Here is a 15,494-nt window from a genome sequence, read left to right on the forward strand (position 1 = left end):
GTCGTTTTGAACCACCCTATTTTTTTGTGCGATATACACTAGATTTAGTGCGGGTATCCTATGGTTTTATCCGGAGGTCAGGGCTTGTCGTTGTATCAGACTCTCAGTAGATCCCTTGAACCCATGCTTGGGGAACGCACCCGTATGGTGTTGGAAGAGGGGGTGCGTCGGCTGGGCATCAGCCCGGACAAGCTCGATGCATCCCAGGCCGAGGTTATTCTCAAACGCCTGGTCTACCGCGAGCTTCAGACCAAAATGAGCCCCAACGCGGCCCGCAGCCGCATTGAAGAGATGCTCAGGGAACTGGGCATTGGCGGAGTGAACGGCGCTAACGCGGGCGCGGACAAGCTATCGGCCCATGCCAAAGGTGTACTGGCCGACCTCGAGGCCGGCCTCAAGCGCTTCAGCCTGTACCTGGACTGGCCCGAGGTAGGGCGCTTGCGCGGTCTGATTAATGTGATCAAGCAAGACCCCGAGGCCTCGGCGGTGCGGGCTTTGCTGCGTGAAGGGCAGGAGGTGTTGGCGGCGCTGGAGGAAAAGCTCCAATCGGCCCTGCTGCGCCAGACCCGCGACCTGACCGACCTCGAGATGGCCTTGCAGCGGGTGCAGAGCGTGGGTGGCCCCAAGTTGCGCCGCCTGGAAAGCCTGATTCGCCAGATTCAGGAGGCCCACGCCCAGGAAACCCTGGCCTCCGCCGAAGTTGAGCGGGCCCGGGCACTGGCTGCCGATATGCGCAAGCTGGTCGAATCGTCGGTGGTGCAAAACCCCACCAGCGAGACGGCCATTACCCTGGACACCATCGAAGATATTCCGGCAGTGGATCGCCCCACCGAGCCCCAGGTGGTGCTCAAAGACCCCACCATCGAAGCACCCGCCCTGGTGGAGGAAGCGCCGGATGGCTTCGACGATGAAGCCCTGGTGCTCGACCTCGACTTCGACGCCCTGACCGCCGAGCAGCAGTCGCGCATCCGCGAGATTGACGTAGCCGAGGATACCCGGCACCTGGAGGCTTTCAAGGAGCGCTACGCAGCGGTGCTGAGCATCCCCAAAATTGCCAGCGAACTGGCCACCCTGCAGGCCGAATTACAGGCCGGAAACCCCCTGGGAGAGCGCCTGGGGGCTTTTGGCGAACTGCTCAAGGCCACCCATGCAGAGGCCCTGGCCGAAGCGCGGGTGCGCTACGAATGGCTGGCCGACCGGCTGGGCCGCCTCGAGCTGCCCCCCGAAAAAACCGCTCCGGTGCAAGCCCGGCTGGCGGTGGTGCTGGAAACCTTGCACGCCGGTGGGATACCGCAGGAACTACCGGAGCTTGAGCGGGCCATGGCCGGCCTCGAGGCCGAAGAAAAAGCCAGCCGCGAGGTCCGCGAGCGCCAGGCCCGTCTCGAGCATGCCCTGGCCACCCTGCGCACCGAGGCCGAACACGCCCTCTCGCCCTTCCGGGGGCACCCGCTGGTGGAGTCTTTCATGATGGCCCTGACGGGTGTGGATATCTCCGAGTCCTCGCTCCAGACCTTGCGCCAGGAACTCTCCGAACTGCTGTCCCAACTGGCCCGCGAGCGCGAAGAGGAAAGTCTCAAGCGCATGGGACTAAGGGCTACAGTGCAGGCCCTGCCCACCCTCGAGATCCTCGATCTGGATAAGCAGCGCCTCATCCAGCAGATTGATCAGGGTGCCGGGAGCCTGGGCGAACTCGAGCGGGCCGTGGGGCAACTGGTGGACAAAGCCAGGGGGCTGGTGGCGAGCAAGCTGGATGCTCTTGAGGCGCGCATTCGCGACCTCGAGCAGACCCTCAAGGAGTCCCTGATCGAGCTCAAGCAGCCCTTGCAGGCCACCCGCGAGGCTCTTGCCCAGGGCCGCATCGCCGACCCCACCCCCCTGGAGCGGGCTCTGGGCGAGCTGATCGCTGCCCGCCGGGCCGCGATGGCCGACGAGCTCTCGCGCTACGAGATGGCGGCCCGCAGCATGAGGGGTCTGGGGGGTGAAGAACTCGAGGACAAGGTGGCCCAGGCCCGGGCCTACCTCCAGGCCGGCGAGCTGCCAGACCTGACCGAAATTCACGCTTTGCTGGGCCGCCTGCGCCGCGCCCAGGAAACCCTGCGGGCTGAGCTGGGGGGGCGCATTGGTGCGCTCCTGGAGGCCTACAACACCCACAAAAGCGTGGGTGGCGAAACAGCTTTTCGCATCAAGCCGTTGTGCGATTTCTTACTCTCGGCCGCCGAGCGGCTGCCCCGCCTGGGGGTGAGCGGCCTGCTCGAGGTGCGCCGGGCCCTGGAAGAGGCTGAACGCCTGGAGGCCCAACTCGCACAGGAACACGCAGCAGCCCAAAGCGTACTTCAGGAGCTTAAAGGGGCCGACCTCGAGTCCTTGCTGGATGTGTTCGAGTCCCCCACCCAACTGAGCACCCCTCCAAAGCCCGAACCCCCCAAACCTGCTCCACCCGAAGCCACCCCATCACCCCAACCACAGGCTTCTGTTTCTGTCCCATCTACCCAGGCCGAAGTGCTGGCCCAGTTTCAGATCCGGGGTGTGGAGGCCATCGCCCTCATCGAGGCGGGCCAGGTGGTGACCGGAAGCCTGCCATTTGCTTCCAGCAGCGCCCAGATGGTCTTCGACGATCTCTTGAACCTCGCCAACGAGCTGGCTGGGCAGTCTGCTCAGCTCTCGGTAATTTCTCTGCCCCAGTGGGTGCTGGTGCTGGTGCCCCTAAAGCAAAAAGGGCTGGTGATCCTGGCCGAAAAAGCTTTGCTCTCACGCTTGCTGGCGCTCATCGAGCGCCAGCGCGACGCACTCGAAGCGCTATAAGAGCACATTTGCAAAGACCGCTTTATTCGCCGCTGCCGTGCACGTACTGAAGCTCGTACAGCTTGGCGTAGTAGCCGCCTTTTCGCAGTAGTTCGTCGTGGCTTCCTTCTTCCAGCAGCTTGCCCTTGCGGAAGACCAGAATCCGGTCCACATGGCGGATGGTCGAGAGGCGGTGGGCGATCACAATCGAGGTGCGCCCCTCCATCACCCGGTAGAGCGCTGCCTGAATCTTCTGCTCGGTCTCGGAGTCTACGTTGGCGGTGGCTTCGTCCAGAATCAGCAGAATATCGGGGTTGTGCAGGATGGCCCTGGCCAGCGCCAGCAGTTGCTTTTGTCCGGTGGAAAGCCCACCCCCCCGCTCGTGCAGCACGGTCTGGTAGCCCTGGGGCAGTCGCTCGATGAACTCGTCGGCCCCAACAAAGGCGCATACCTCCTTAATGCGCTCGAGTGTAATACGGTCGTCTCCCAACCTCAGGTTGGACTCAATCGTACCGCTAAACAAGAAAGGGTCTTGCAGCACAATGCCAATCGCGCGGCGCAGGTCGCGCTGGGCATACTCGCGCACATCTACCCCGTCAATCTTTACGGCCCCCTGCTGCACATCGTAGAAGCGAGCAATCAGGCTAATCACGCTGGTCTTGCCCGCGCCGGTAGCCCCTACCAGGGCAATCTTCTCGCCGGGCCGCACCCGGAAGCTTACCCCCCGTAGCACCCAGTCCCAGTCGTCTTTGGGCTCAGGGGTAAGGGCTGAGGGCCCAGGCCTGGTATCCCTACCCTCTGCTTTTATCGATCTGCTCATGGTTCCGTCGGGTTTGGCCTCCCCGCCTAGCGTTCCGTCGGGTTTAGCCTCCCCGCGCTTGCCGTAGGCAAACCATACGTTTTCGAAGTCAATCTGGCCTCTAAAGCGCTCGACCTGCTGGGCGCTGGGCTTATCGGCCACTTCTTCTTCGGTATCCAGGAGTCCAAAAATGCGCTCCGCTGAAGCCATGGCTGCCTGGAAGATGTTGAACTTGTCGGAGAGGTCTTGCAGGGGTTGGAAGAGCTGGCGCACGTAATCGGTGAATGCCACCAGCAGACCAAGGGTTATGGCCTGCTGCACCACCTGTCCGCCCCCGTACCACAGCACCAAGGCCACGGTGATTTCCCCCATAAAGCCCACCAGCGGAAAAAACAGAGCAAACCACTTGATGATGTCCACCCACGCCCTGCGGAGGTCGCTCGAGAGCAGGTTGAACTGGGACTCGTTTTTCGGTTCCCGCAAAAAAAGCTGGGTGGTCTGAACCCCGGCCAGGTTTTCCTGAAGCGAGGCATTCACCTTGGCCAGCCGGAGCCGCATGGCCCGGTAAGCCTCGCGCATACCGTTGCGGATCCAGGTGGTCACGGCCAGGAAAAAGGGCATGATGGCAAAAGCCACCAGCGCCAGCCGCCAGTCCAGCACCAGCATAAAGGTCATCAGGCCCACAATAAGGGCGAAGTCGGCAATGAGTCCCACCAACCCGCCGGTAATGAACTGGTTGATGGCGTCCACATCGGAGGTAATGCGGGTCATCAGGCGGCCTACTGGGTTGCGGTCGTAGTAGCCCAGGTGCAGGCGCTGGAGCTTGGCGAAGATTTCCGAGCGTAGGTCGTAGAGGATGTGCTGCCCCACCCAGCTAATCAGGTAGGTCTGGGCGTAGTTGGCAATGAAGTCCACCACCCGTACCGCCAGAAATAGCGAGCAAATCAGGAGCAGGGTTTCGTAGCGCTGAGCCAGGGGCAGCACCTCGCGCGGCACGATGGCGTTGTCTATGGCGTATTTGAGAAACAGCGGGGTAGAGGCCGCCGTAAGGGTGCTCACCACCAGGGCCAGCAAGGCCAGCCCCACTTGTTTCCAGTAGGGCCGCACATAGACCAGAATGCGCCGGGCCAGCTTGGCATCAAAACTTTTCTTAAAGGCTTCTTCTTCGTGCATAAGGCTCCGCGGCTGATGGCTAGTGGCTGATGGCTGGTAGCTTTATATCGCCTATGAGCTATCCGCTACAGGCGATGGGCGCTAATCCACCTCCGCTTGCAGGCGTTGAATGCGATCGAGTTCGGCATAGATGCCCCCGGTGGTCAGCAGCATTTCATGGGTGCCCTCTTCGGCGATTTTGCCGTGATCCAGGACCACAATCCAGTCGGCATATTGCAGGGTCGAGGTGCGATGACCGATCAGGAGGGTGGTCTGCTGGCCCAGCATACTCTTGAGGCCAGAGAGAATCCGCGACTCGGTTTCGGTGTCCACGGCACTCATGGCATCGTCCAGAATCAGGATGGGCGGCCTGAGCGCCAGGGCGCGGGCCAGGGCGGTGCGCTGGCGCTGCCCGCCCGAAAGGGTAACGCCGCGCTCGCCCAGCGAGGTGTGGTAGCCCTTGGGAAATCCCACGATGTCGTCGTGCACCCCGGCCAGCTTGGCGGCCCACTCGGCCCGCTGTGGGTCTGCCTCGGGTAGCCCAAAGCAGATGTTCTCCAATAGGGTGTCGGAGAAGAGAAAGGGCTCCTGTGGCACCATCCCGATAGCCCGCCGCAGGGTAGCGAGGGGCAATTCCTTGACGTCGTAGCCCCCCACCAGCACCCGGCCCGCAGTGGGATCCAGGAGGCGGGGAATCAGGCTCACCAAAAGGGTCTTGCCGCTGCCGGTGCGTCCGGTAATGCCCAGGGTGGTGCCCTCTGGGATGGTCAGGGTGATGCCATCCAGCACCTTGCGCCCCCCGAGCTCGAGGCTCACCTCCTCGAACTTGACCTCCCCTCGCAAAAAGCCATCAGCCACCCCCTTCGCCCCGTTCGGGAGAAGGGAATTCGGTGGGTCGGCAATTCGGGCCGGCTCGTGCCAGAACTCCTCGAGCCGCTTGTAGCTCGTCGAGCCCCGCTGGAAGATGGTCAGCGTCCAGCCGAGCCCTACAATTGGCCAGCCCAGCATCATCAGGTAAGCGTTGAACTGCACAAACTGGCCGGCGGTCATCTCGCCCCGGATGACCATTCCACCGCCCATCCACAGCACAATCAGGGCGGCAAAGCCCATCAGGAGGCCCATCAGGGCCCGTACCGGGCCGTCCACACGGGTCAGGGCCAGGCTTTTGGCGATGTAGTCCTTGTTGAGGGCCTGGAACGACTTTAGCTCGCGCTCTTCCAGGGCAAAGCCCTTAACCACCCGAATGCCGGAAAAGTTCTCCTGGGCGCGGGTAGAAATTTTATCGAAGGACTCCTGACTCTCGCGGTAGCGCTGGTCAATCAGGCGTAGAACGTAGTACATGACGACAAAAATGACGGGGAAGACCAGCGAAAGCGCCAGGGCCAGCGGGACGCTGACCAGATACATGGAGACTATGGCAAACACCACAAACATCAGCAGGCGGCTGCCCATGTTGATGCCGCCCCCCAGCATCTCGCGCACCGCGCCCAGGTCGGTGGTGAACTTGTTCATCAGGTCGCCAATGCGGTTTTTGCCGTAGAAATAGCTATCCAGCGAAAGGGCTTTCTTGAACAGGTCCATGCGCAGGTCGTGTTCGATGTAGCGGCTGGCCACCACCAGCAGTTGGCGGTTGGCCCAGGAGAAAAAAGCCGAGGCCACGGCGGCCCCCAGAATGGCCCAGACCCAGACCAGGTAAGCCTCCCCGGCCCGGATAGCGTCGATGGCATGGCGCAGGAAGTAAGGTGAAAGGGCCGCCACACCCACCGAGGCAATGCCGGCCAGCATGCCCCACAAGTATTGGGGCCCATAGCGCCGCAGGTAAGGCATCAACGCCCGGAGGGGGCCGAATACTGACCGGTCAGTTCTGGGGTGCGGTTGCGCTTGATCCGGCGGTTGCATCTTGACCACTTTATTCCTCCCAGGGTGTGTTGAGCGTAAGCTTTGGCCTATTTATGCACCAATGCAAGGCACAAAAGTATAGGGTATCAAACCTTCAAGTCTTTAGCCAGTTCGAAGGCCACCTGGCCCCAGGCGGCATCTAGACCCACTATCCGCCAGGGCTTGGGAGGGGGGGCTTTTTTGAGCAACTTGCGAAGCGGGGTGGGCAGGGGCAGGTATTCGGCATCGTGCACGTAGAGCAGCCCCTCCACCTTGCCCAGCCTCGAGAGGTAGCGGTGCATGCCGGCGGCCTCGAGGTCGGTGGGCAGCTCCAGACCAAGCTCCAGGTGGGCCCCTTCCTGGCGAAGTTTGGCCGGGGCTTTGTCGGCCAGGAACAGGCTCAGCCCGTGTGCGGCCAGCCCAGCCTTCAGGGCGGTCAGCCAATGCGTGTCACAGAGCAGCATGGGCTGGGCAATTAACCCAATCGGATGGGTTCCGGACTGTTTGGGCGGTGAATAAGAGGCGTTGAGCAGGTGCTTGGTGCGCTCCAGGGCCCGCCTTGCCAGCATGGGGTTCTGGGTCAGGTTCTGTCCGATTTCCGCCGCCAGACCGGCCACCTCCGGTGAAAGCTCGGCGGGAACCACCAGTACCGGGGGGAGTCCTGGTACGAGCTGCTCGAGGGTCGCATCCAGGCCCACCAACCAGGGAGAGGAGCTGCCCTTCTGGGCCTCCTGGCCTAGCTGGGTATCGGGCAGTAATAAGAAGTCCACCCCCTGGCTCTTTAGGCTAAAGATTTGGCTCAGCAAGCGCCGAATCGGTGGCGGAAAGGGAAGGTTTATGGCCTCCTCCTCAGCTCGAACAATCTCCACCTCGAGCGCTCGCAAGTATGCTTCCCAGAAAGGCAGGTAGCGGTTGGCAAGCCAGCTATTCAAAACACCCACACGCACCGGACTATCCTATCGCACATCGGGGTGAATGTTGTTTGGGGGTTCTCGCTACTCCAGACCCAGCGCTACTTCTTTCGGGGTGCCAGGGGGCTCGAGCGGGGCATCATCTCCGATTTGCGAAAGAAACTGGGTTAGGGCCTCGAGGCTCTCAAACTGGTGAAGTTGCCCTTGAGCCTCGTCCTTGAGTACCGCCCACAGGCCGTACGGGTCTTGCCAGAGTTGCAATAAATAGGTTCGGGTCTTCGACATAGCGCCCTCGTATGCAACCGAGGGTAGCAAAGCCACCGTTACAAGACCGTTATGTTTGCAGGAGCTGCCACACAAAGCTGCGGAGGGCCAGAACGCCCTGGCGCAGCGACTCGGGTTCGACCCATTCTTCGGGGGTATGAGCACCGCCCCCACGATACACGCTCAGTGTGATGGCCGGGATACCCGCCTCCACGCCCGCCGAGGCATCGGTAGAACCGGCGGTGAACTGGGCCTCGAGGCCTACTTCCATAAAAGCCTTGCGGGCTGCTTCCAGCATGGCCGGGGTGGCTGTACTACCGGCCGGGCGCTCGCCCAGCACCTCAAACTCCAGACGCACATTGAACCGTCGGGCTGCCTCCATCAAAATTTCTAGTACCTGGGCGGTTTTCTGGGCCAGAACCGGGGCTTCCAGTGCCCGCAGATCAAGCTCGAAACCTACCTCCTGTGGGATTGCATTGATGGCTTCACCACCCCACAACTTGCCCACATTCAAGCTGGTATGGCTGGGGCGCTCGAGGGCGTACATCTGGGCCAGGGCCTGTCCCAGCGCAGGCACCGGCGAGGGGGCCTCGCGGTCGCCCCAGGCATGGCCCCCCGGCCCCAAAAAACGGGCCCGCATCCGGTGTGAACCCGCCGAACGGCTCACAATGCCAGGTAGATACCCATCCACCCCGATCATCTGCTGGGGTTGCAAGTGCTTGACCAGATGCCGGGCCCCGCGCAGATTACCCAGCCCCTCCTCGCCCACACTAAAAGCCACCGTGCAGCCCAGGGCCACCAGTTCGCCCGCCAGGGCCATCAAGACCGCCACCCCCGACGAGTTGTCGCCCACCGCCGGGCCATACCAGCGGTTTTTCTCCCGCCGCAGAACTGTAGGGGTCAGCACGGTGTCAATATGGGCGACCAACAAGGTCGGGCCGCTGCCGGCCCAGACATTGCCCAGTTCATCTGTACGGGATTCCAACCCCTGGGCCTGTAGTTGCTGGGCAACCCAGGCCCCACGGGGCCCATCGCCGCCAATTTCGGCAATTTCTCCCAGCAGCATTATGGGATCAAGCGTGGTTTTGGTGGCAAGGTCGCTCATCGGGCTTTGATGATACAGGCTTTGGGCTGGCTATGCAGTGGGGGCGTAACCCCCAATGCAGCACCGCCAGGGTGCAGGGGAGCTGTCGCATGTTTCAGGTCATTTGTAACAAGCGGCGTCCAAAGAGGCGCGGGCCTTCGGCTCTGGGCTTTTGGTAGTTGCTGACTAAGGCGCAAAAGCACCACTCGGGGTTCCTGACCATTCCTGGGCTTACTATTCGTCGCTCTTTTCCGCCAGGCCTTCGCGCAGGGCGTAGAGGGCGGCCTGGGTGCGGTTGTTCAGGTGGAGCTTCTGGAAGATGTCGGACAGGCGGTTGCGCACAGTTTTTTCGGAGAGCGAGAGTTCGGAAGCAATCTCGAGGTTGGTGTAGCCCTGGGCTACCAGGCGCAAAATTTGCACCTCTCGCTCCGATAGCTCGGCGTGCTCTTTGGTGGTGGTCTCCTGTTTGGCCTTGAAGTCCTGGATGATTTGCTCGGCCATCTCGGCATCGAGCAAGACCTCGCCCTGATAAACCCGGCGGATGGCCTCCAGGAGTTCCTTGGCGTCGGCGTCCTTGAGCATGTAGCCCCGTGCCCCTGCCTTGACAGCCTCGAAGACATAGCCGTCCTGGCGGTACATGGTGAGCATGATGACTTTGGCTTGAGGCCATTCCTTGAGGATTTCCTGGGTGGCCTGGACGCCATCTAGGCCAGGCATCTGGATGTCCATCAGGATGATGTCGGGGTGGGCCTCGAGGGCGTGGCGCAGGGCCTCGCGCCCATCTTTGGCCTCGCCCATGACCTTGAAGTCGGGTTCGGCCTCCAGCAGGCTTTTGAGCCCCTGGCGAAACAGTGCGTGGTCGTCGGCAAGTAGGATGCGAATCATTACAGCGTATTGTATCGCCTGAGCCAGGGTTTTATCGAGCGAAAATAAGCAATATGGAGCAAGGAAACCGGAAGCAGAGGCTTGTGGGTCACATCTTCTAGTGCAAATTCCAGTTGAGTGCATACCCACTCGAGCTTCTCTGACTTGACGTTTATACCGTCCAGACGGTACAGTATGTTGCGGGTATCGGTATGGAGATTAAGTACCCAACCATAGAAGCCAGGACGCGGATTTTACAGGCCGCTGCGGAGGTGATACGGCAGGAAGGCGCGATGGCCCTAACGCTGGATGCGGTAGCAAGGGGAGCTGGGGTCAGCAAAGGGGGGCTGCTCTACCATTTCCCAAGCAAAGATGCACTGGTGCAGGGGTTGTTGGAATATCAGCTGGATACTTTTGAAGAGAGCCTGCGAGCCAGCGGTCTGCCTTTTGCCGAGGCCTATGTCAAGCTCGGCTCCTACGATGGCTCGCGGGGCCTGCTGTTGGGCATGCTGGCGGCCCTGGCCCTGAACCCTAGTTTGCTGGAAGTCGTGCGTGAACGCTGGCAGCGCTGGTACGCCCGGATTCCTCAGAACCCCGATGTAATGGTAGCAATCCTGGCCACCGATGGCATCTTCATGACCGATGTCCTTAAGTTGGGCGTGCCAGAGGGTGACTATAAGCGAAAAGTTTTGCAGCGAATGCTGGAACTGGCAGGTGGCTGATGGCCTGGGCCTTATTGATTTTATCCGGGCTTTTCGAGGTGGCCTTTACCACCCTGATGAAGCTCTCCGATGGCTTCAAGAAACCGCTGCCCACCCTGGGGTTTTGCGTTTTTGCGTTCTTGAGCCTGGAGATTCTCTCACACGTTATGTTGACTATCCCGGTTGGCACTGCCTACGCAGTCTGGGCCGGGATAGGCGCTTTCGGCACAGCGCTGGTGGGCATTTTCTTCTTCAAAGACCCGGTGAACCGGGGGCGTCTGTTTTTTCTCACCAACCTGATTCTTTCGGTGATCGGGCTGCGGGTATTCGGGGGTGCGTAGTGGCCTGGGTCTATCTGGTCATCGCTGGAATCTTTGAGGTGGGGTTCGCTACCAGCCTCAAGCTTTCGGAAAACTTTAGCAACTGGCCCTACACCATCGGCTTTTTCGTCTGCGCAGCCATCAGCTTTGGGCTGTTGGTAGTGGCTATCAAGCATATCCCCCTGGGCACTGCCTACGCTGTCTGGACGGGTATTGGGGCCTTTGGTACCGTGCTGGTGGGGATTCTCTTTTTTGGCGATCCCGCCACCGTGGGCCGCATCGTCTTTCTGGTGCTGCTGATTGGTTCGATTATCGGCCTCAAACTGGTCTCACCAGACGAAAGGAAACCTACACAGGTCAAGGAGGCTTCGTGAACGGCTGGGTATTGCTGCTGCTGGCAATTGTGTCGGAAGTGATCGGTTCGACCGGTCTCAAGGCCACGCAGGGCTTTAGTAAGCTTGGGCCCTCTGTAGTGGTAGTGGTGGGCTATGCCAGCGCCTTCTACTTTCTGAGCCTGGCGCTCAAAACCATTCCGCTCAACACCGCCTATGCGGTCTGGTCGGGGCTGGGCACCGCGCTAATTGCGGTATTGGGCTGGCTGGTGCTCAAGGAGCCCATGAACCTTCCGATTGCCCTGGGAATTGGGCTCATTATTGTGGGGGTGGTGGTTTTGAACCTGGCCTCGAGGCCCTGACTCCAGACCTTCACCGCCATGTTGGGCAGGTCGTCTTCCAGGTCACATCCCTCTGGGCTGCCCGGTAGCTCCTAAAACCTGCTGCCAGAGTTCGCTCTGAGGGTCAATCTGCTTGCGTTTTTGCGTAGCCATCGAAATAGGCACATGGGTGAAGTGCTGGTTCCAGTAGCCTACCATCATGTCGGTGCGCCCGCTCATGCCGGCATGGACAGCATGTTGCCCCAGGGCCAGACAATACTCCGAGTCCACTGCGTTGGCTGGTACGCTCCGGATGATGTAGCTGGGGTCAATGTATTTGATGGTGGCTTCCAGGCCTTTCTGGTCGAAATAGCGAGCCATGGCCTCCTTGAGGAAAAGCCCGATGTCCTTGAGCTTGACGTTGCCCGAGGCGTCTGTAGCTACTTCTCCTTCGATCAAGTCCTGGCCGGCGCCTTCGGCCAGGGCGATAACCGCATGGTGGCGGGTCAGAAGGCGCTCTTCTAGAGCGGCCAGAAAACCCGCCAGGCTAAAAGGCACCTCGGGCACCAGGCAGAAATTCACATCGGCGTTGGCTAAGGTAGCGTGGGCGGTGATGAAGCCGCTGTAGCGGCCCATCAGCTTGACCAGCCCGATGCCGTTGTAGGCCCCACGGGCCTCGGCGTGGGCAGCTTCCAGCGCCCTGGTGGCCTCCTCGACCGCGGTAGCCACGCCAAAGCTGCGTTCGATCCATTCGATGTCGTTGTCAATGGTTTTGGGGATGCCAATCACGCTAATCGCCAGGTTCCGCTTCTGTAGCTCCTGAACCAGGGCCGAGGCCCCGCGCAGGGTACCGTCACCGCCTACTGCAAACAGAACTTGTACCCCCAGTTGCTGCAAGCGCTCGATCATATCGGCGGGTTCCTGGGGGCCCCTCGAGGAGCCCAGCAGGGTGCCGCCGTCGTCGTGGATGTCCTGCACCATCTCGGGGGTCAGGAGCAGGGGCTCGATGCCCTGGCTGGCAGCCAGCCCGGCGTAGCCATAGCGGAACCCATAGATGCGCCTCACCCCATAGCTGTAGCTGAGGGTCATCACTACCGAACGAATCACGTCGTTCAGGCCCGGGCAGAGCCCGCCACAGGTCACGATTCCGCAGGCAATTTCGGTAGGGTTGAAAAAAATCTGGCGGCGGGGGCCCGCTAGCTCAAAGGTAGCGGGTGGATTTTGCAGCTCATCCAGCATGGAAGCCAGCAACACCCGGCTACCGTCCTCCACAAATACATCCCGCTGGTTTTGCAGAGGGCTCTGAAAGCGGGCCGGGCCCAGGATGGGAATTTGGGTGTTGGGAGTACTGTTTTGCACAAAGGCCATCTTATCCGTCGGTTGGGGTTTCAGGGCAAGGGTCTTTAGCCCTCAACCCGCCAGTGGACTTCCGCTAAAGAAGCGAAATTTTCGTTTCTGACGCAGTAAACATATTTCTCTGGTGAGCCTGACAACCACGGTGTACCCTAAAACTATGAGCCATCCCGGCCCAAAGGCAAGCCTGGGGGTATTGCTGGTAGACGACCATGCGGTCGTGCGCCAGGGGTTGCGGATGTTTCTGGCCACCGATGAGGGGCTTTATGTGGTGGGTGAGGCCGAAAACGGGCAGGAGGCCCTGGAGAAGGTGGCCCTTTTGCACCCCGACGTGGTGTTGATGGACTTGCTGATGCCGGTGATGGATGGGGTTCGTGCGACCCGCGAGATTAAGGCGCGCTTTCCCGAAGTAGAGGTAATTGCTCTGACCAGCGTATTGGAAGACCAATTGGTGGTTGAAGCCATGCACGCCGGGGCAACGGGTTATTTGCTCAAGGATACCCACCCCGAAGAACTGGTGGAAGCTATCCATGCAGCGGGCCGGGGGGAGGTGCGGCTGCACCCCGAGGCCGCGAAGCGGCTGGCCCAGGAAGTGCGCACCGCCGAGATGCGCGAGGCCCTCACCCCCCGGGAGACTGAAATCCTGCGTTTGATTGCGCATGGGCTATCCAACAAGCGCATCGCCCAGCAGCTCAACCTGTCCGAGCTGACCGTCAAGACCCACGTTTCTAACCTGCTGTCCAAACTGGGGCTGTCTTCGCGCACCCAGGCGGCTTTGTTCGCTATTCGGGAGGGGCTGGTTGGGCTCGAGTGACTTCCTGCTCAGGCTTGACCCCCGAACCCTGGCGGGGTTTTTGGAGGCCACCCGCGACGCGATTCTGATTGCCTCCGCTGAGCGCAGGCTGGTGTACGCCAACCGGGCAGCCCAGGACTTGCTGGGCTATAGCCTGGAGGAACTGCAAGCCGTGGACATCCTGGACTGGATTGCGCTGCCCTACCGCACACGGGTGGTTGAGCGCATCCAGCACAACCGCAGCGCCCTGCCCGGCTTCTTCGAGATAGCCCTGGTACGAAAGGACGGAAGCTGGCGGTATGTACGCTGCTCCATCTTGTATCTGGAGATTGAGGGCCAGTTGTACGGAGCGGTCATAGTCCACGACCTCACCTCACCCCAGACCCTGCGCCGCCACGAGGCGCCCACTACGGACGCGAACGGGCGGGATACGGCTCAGGACATGGTGGAGGAGGTGCGCCTCGCAAATAAGCGTCTCGAGGCGCCCACTACGGACGCGAACGGGCGGGATACGGCTCAGGACATGGTGGAGGAGGTGCGCCTCGCAAATAAGCGTCTCGAGGCGCCCACTACGGACGCGAACGGGCGGGATACGGCTCAGGACATGGTGGAGGAGGTGCGCCTCGCAAATAAGCGTCTCGAGGCGCCCACTACGGACGCGAACGGGCGGGATACGGCTCAGGACATGGTGGAGGAGGTGCGCCTCGCAAATAAGCGTCTCGAGGCGCCCACTACGGACGCGAACGGGCGGGATACGGCTCAGGACATGGTGGAGGAGGTGCGCCTCGCAAATAAGCGTCTCGAGGCCCTCTACCAGGCCGACGAAAAGCTCTATGCCTCCCTCGAGCTCGATCAGGTCTTGCAGGCGCTGGTAGATGTGTGCGTGGATCTGCTGGGGGCCGACAAAAGCTGCATCCTGATCTGGGATGAAACCCACCAGCACCTCATCACCCGCGCTCAGCGGGGGTTTGCCTCGCAGTTCGTACAGGTCATGAGCGAGTACGCCGGGCGGGGCCTGCTGGCCTACGCAGCCCAGAGCGGCGATACGGTGGTGGTACAGGACACCTACCAGGATGAACGCGTAGACCGCCACGTGACCGACCCCGAGGGCATTCGGGCCTTCATGCACATCCCCATACGCCTCGATGGCGAGGTGTTTGGGGTTTTTAGCATTAATAACTTGCTTCCCCACACCCTGGGCCCCGAGGAGCAGCGGGCTTTTACCTCGCTGGCCCGGCGGGCCGCCGTGGCCATTCGCAACGCCCGCCTCTACGCCGAGGCCCAGGGCAAGGCGGCTCTCGAGGAGCGCCAGAAACTGGCCCGCAACCTGCACGATTCGGTTTCTCAGGCCATCTACGGCATTGTGCTGGGGGTACGCACCGCCAAAACCCAACTGGCCCGCAACCCCGAACAGGCCCCCGCTGCGCTGGATTTCGTGTTGAACCTGGCCGAGGGGGCCATCGCCGAGATGCGGGCCCTGATCTTCGAGTTGCGCCCGGAGTCGCTTAAGCAAGAGGGATTGGTCGCAGCCCTGTCCAAGCAGGTCGCAGCGGCCAGGGCCCGTCATGGTCTTCGCCTCGAGGCCAGTCTATGCCCCGAACCCGCCCTGAGCCTGGAAGCCAAAGAAGCCCTCTACCGCGTGGCCCAGGAAGCCCTCAACAACATTGCCAAGCACGCCAAAGCCCACAAAGCGCACCTGCGCTTGCAGCAGGCAAACGGTATGGTACAGCTCGAGATTTGCGACGATGGGGTGGGGTTTGATAGCCAGCGCGAGTATTCGGGCCACCTGGGTCTGGTTTCCATGCGGGAGCGCATCGAGCGCCTGGGGGGTCGCTTTGAGGTTGTCAGCAGCCCCGGTGCCGGTACAACGGTGCGGGCAAACCTGCCTCTTCCGGGGGGTTGATGGGGGTGGGGGCTTTGTCCTGCGGCAAAAGGAGTAGCG

General features: G+C 61.4%; 14 protein-coding genes. 7 read left to right on the forward strand and 7 right to left on the reverse strand.

Translation table 11 applies throughout. From position 1 onward, the window contains the following. The first annotated feature begins 123 nt into the window (after positions 1-123). Positions 124-2,802, forward strand: a complete 2,679-nt coding sequence (locus tag Mhypo_RS07850; protein WP_240637161.1) for a hypothetical protein — start codon at positions 124-126, stop codon at positions 2,800-2,802. 22 nt (positions 2,803-2,824) lie between these two features. On the opposite strand, the gene Mhypo_RS07855 is transcribed toward Mhypo_RS07850, so the two are convergent. The 6 genes from Mhypo_RS07855 to Mhypo_RS07880 all read right to left on the reverse strand — a co-directional run bounded on the left by Mhypo_RS07855 (position 2,825) and on the right by Mhypo_RS07880 (position 9,754). Next, positions 2,825-4,753 carry an ABC transporter ATP-binding protein gene (locus tag Mhypo_RS07855; protein ID WP_119340749.1) on the reverse strand — a complete coding sequence of 643 codons (1,929 nt, stop codon included), beginning with the start codon at positions 4,751-4,753 and terminating at the stop codon, positions 2,825-2,827. Between the two features lie 81 nt (positions 4,754-4,834). Beyond that, positions 4,835-6,559 carry an ABC transporter ATP-binding protein gene (locus tag Mhypo_RS07860; protein ID WP_119340750.1) on the reverse strand — a complete coding sequence of 575 codons (1,725 nt, stop codon included), beginning with the start codon at positions 6,557-6,559 and terminating at the stop codon, positions 4,835-4,837. A gap of 158 nt (positions 6,560-6,717) precedes the next feature. Continuing rightward, entirely contained in the window at positions 6,718-7,551 is an 834-nt protein-coding gene (locus Mhypo_RS07865) for a hypothetical protein (protein ID WP_240637162.1), read from the reverse strand. Positions 7,552-7,605: 54 nt separating this feature from the next. Then, positions 7,606-7,806 (reverse strand): hypothetical protein, encoded by a 201-nt coding sequence (locus Mhypo_RS07870; protein ID WP_119340752.1) that lies wholly within the window; start codon positions 7,804-7,806, stop codon positions 7,606-7,608. A 49-nt stretch (positions 7,807-7,855) separates the two neighbouring features. Beyond that, positions 7,856-8,890, reverse strand: a complete 1,035-nt coding sequence (locus tag Mhypo_RS07875; RefSeq protein ID WP_119340753.1) for a M20/M25/M40 family metallo-hydrolase — start codon at positions 8,888-8,890, stop codon at positions 7,856-7,858. A gap of 213 nt (positions 8,891-9,103) precedes the next feature. Further along, a complete protein-coding gene (locus Mhypo_RS07880) occupies positions 9,104-9,754 on the reverse strand; it encodes a response regulator (protein WP_119340754.1) in 651 nt (216 codons plus the stop codon). Positions 9,755-9,945: 191 nt separating this feature from the next. Between Mhypo_RS07880 and Mhypo_RS07885 the strand changes: the two genes are divergently transcribed. Genes Mhypo_RS07885 through Mhypo_RS07900 form a run of 4 tightly spaced genes read left to right on the forward strand, consistent with a single transcriptional unit; the run spans position 9,946 to position 11,448 of the window. Next, a complete protein-coding gene (locus Mhypo_RS07885) occupies positions 9,946-10,455 on the forward strand; it encodes a TetR/AcrR family transcriptional regulator (protein WP_119340755.1) in 510 nt (169 codons plus the stop codon). Beyond that, the gene (locus Mhypo_RS07890) at positions 10,455-10,775 is read left to right on the forward strand and encodes a DMT family transporter (protein WP_119340756.1); all 321 of its coding nucleotides are present in this window, start codon (positions 10,455-10,457) and stop codon (positions 10,773-10,775) included. Before Mhypo_RS07885 ends, Mhypo_RS07890 begins: the two co-directional genes overlap by 1 nt. Continuing rightward, on the forward strand, positions 10,775-11,128 hold the full coding sequence (locus Mhypo_RS07895; protein WP_119340757.1) for a DMT family transporter: 354 nt from the start codon (positions 10,775-10,777) through the stop codon (positions 11,126-11,128). The genes Mhypo_RS07890 and Mhypo_RS07895 overlap by 1 nt, the downstream gene beginning before the upstream one ends. Continuing rightward, positions 11,125-11,448 (forward strand): DMT family transporter, encoded by a 324-nt coding sequence (locus tag Mhypo_RS07900; RefSeq protein ID WP_119340758.1) that lies wholly within the window; start codon positions 11,125-11,127, stop codon positions 11,446-11,448. The genes Mhypo_RS07895 and Mhypo_RS07900 overlap by 4 nt, the downstream gene beginning before the upstream one ends. Before the next feature lie 42 nt (positions 11,449-11,490). Here the strand turns inward: Mhypo_RS07900 and Mhypo_RS07905 are convergent, their stop codons facing one another. Further along, positions 11,491-12,765 (reverse strand): ATP-dependent 6-phosphofructokinase, encoded by a 1,275-nt coding sequence (locus tag Mhypo_RS07905; protein ID WP_206074902.1) that lies wholly within the window; start codon positions 12,763-12,765, stop codon positions 11,491-11,493. Positions 12,766-12,919: 154 nt separating this feature from the next. On the opposite strand from Mhypo_RS07905, the gene Mhypo_RS07910 reads away from it, so the two are divergent. Both Mhypo_RS07910 and Mhypo_RS07915 read left to right on the forward strand, forming a co-directional pair. Next, entirely contained in the window at positions 12,920-13,573 is a 654-nt protein-coding gene (locus tag Mhypo_RS07910) for a response regulator (protein WP_119340760.1), read from the forward strand. Continuing rightward, complete coding sequence (locus Mhypo_RS07915) at positions 13,560-15,455, forward strand: GAF domain-containing protein (RefSeq protein ID WP_119340761.1); 1,896 nt, start codon at positions 13,560-13,562, stop codon at positions 15,453-15,455. Before Mhypo_RS07910 ends, Mhypo_RS07915 begins: the two co-directional genes overlap by 14 nt. Positions 15,456-15,494: the final 39 nt, after the last annotated feature.

Origin of the sequence: Meiothermus hypogaeus, assembly GCF_003574035.1 — a bacterium.
Lineage (GTDB): Bacteria > Deinococcota > Deinococci > Deinococcales > Thermaceae > Meiothermus > Meiothermus hypogaeus.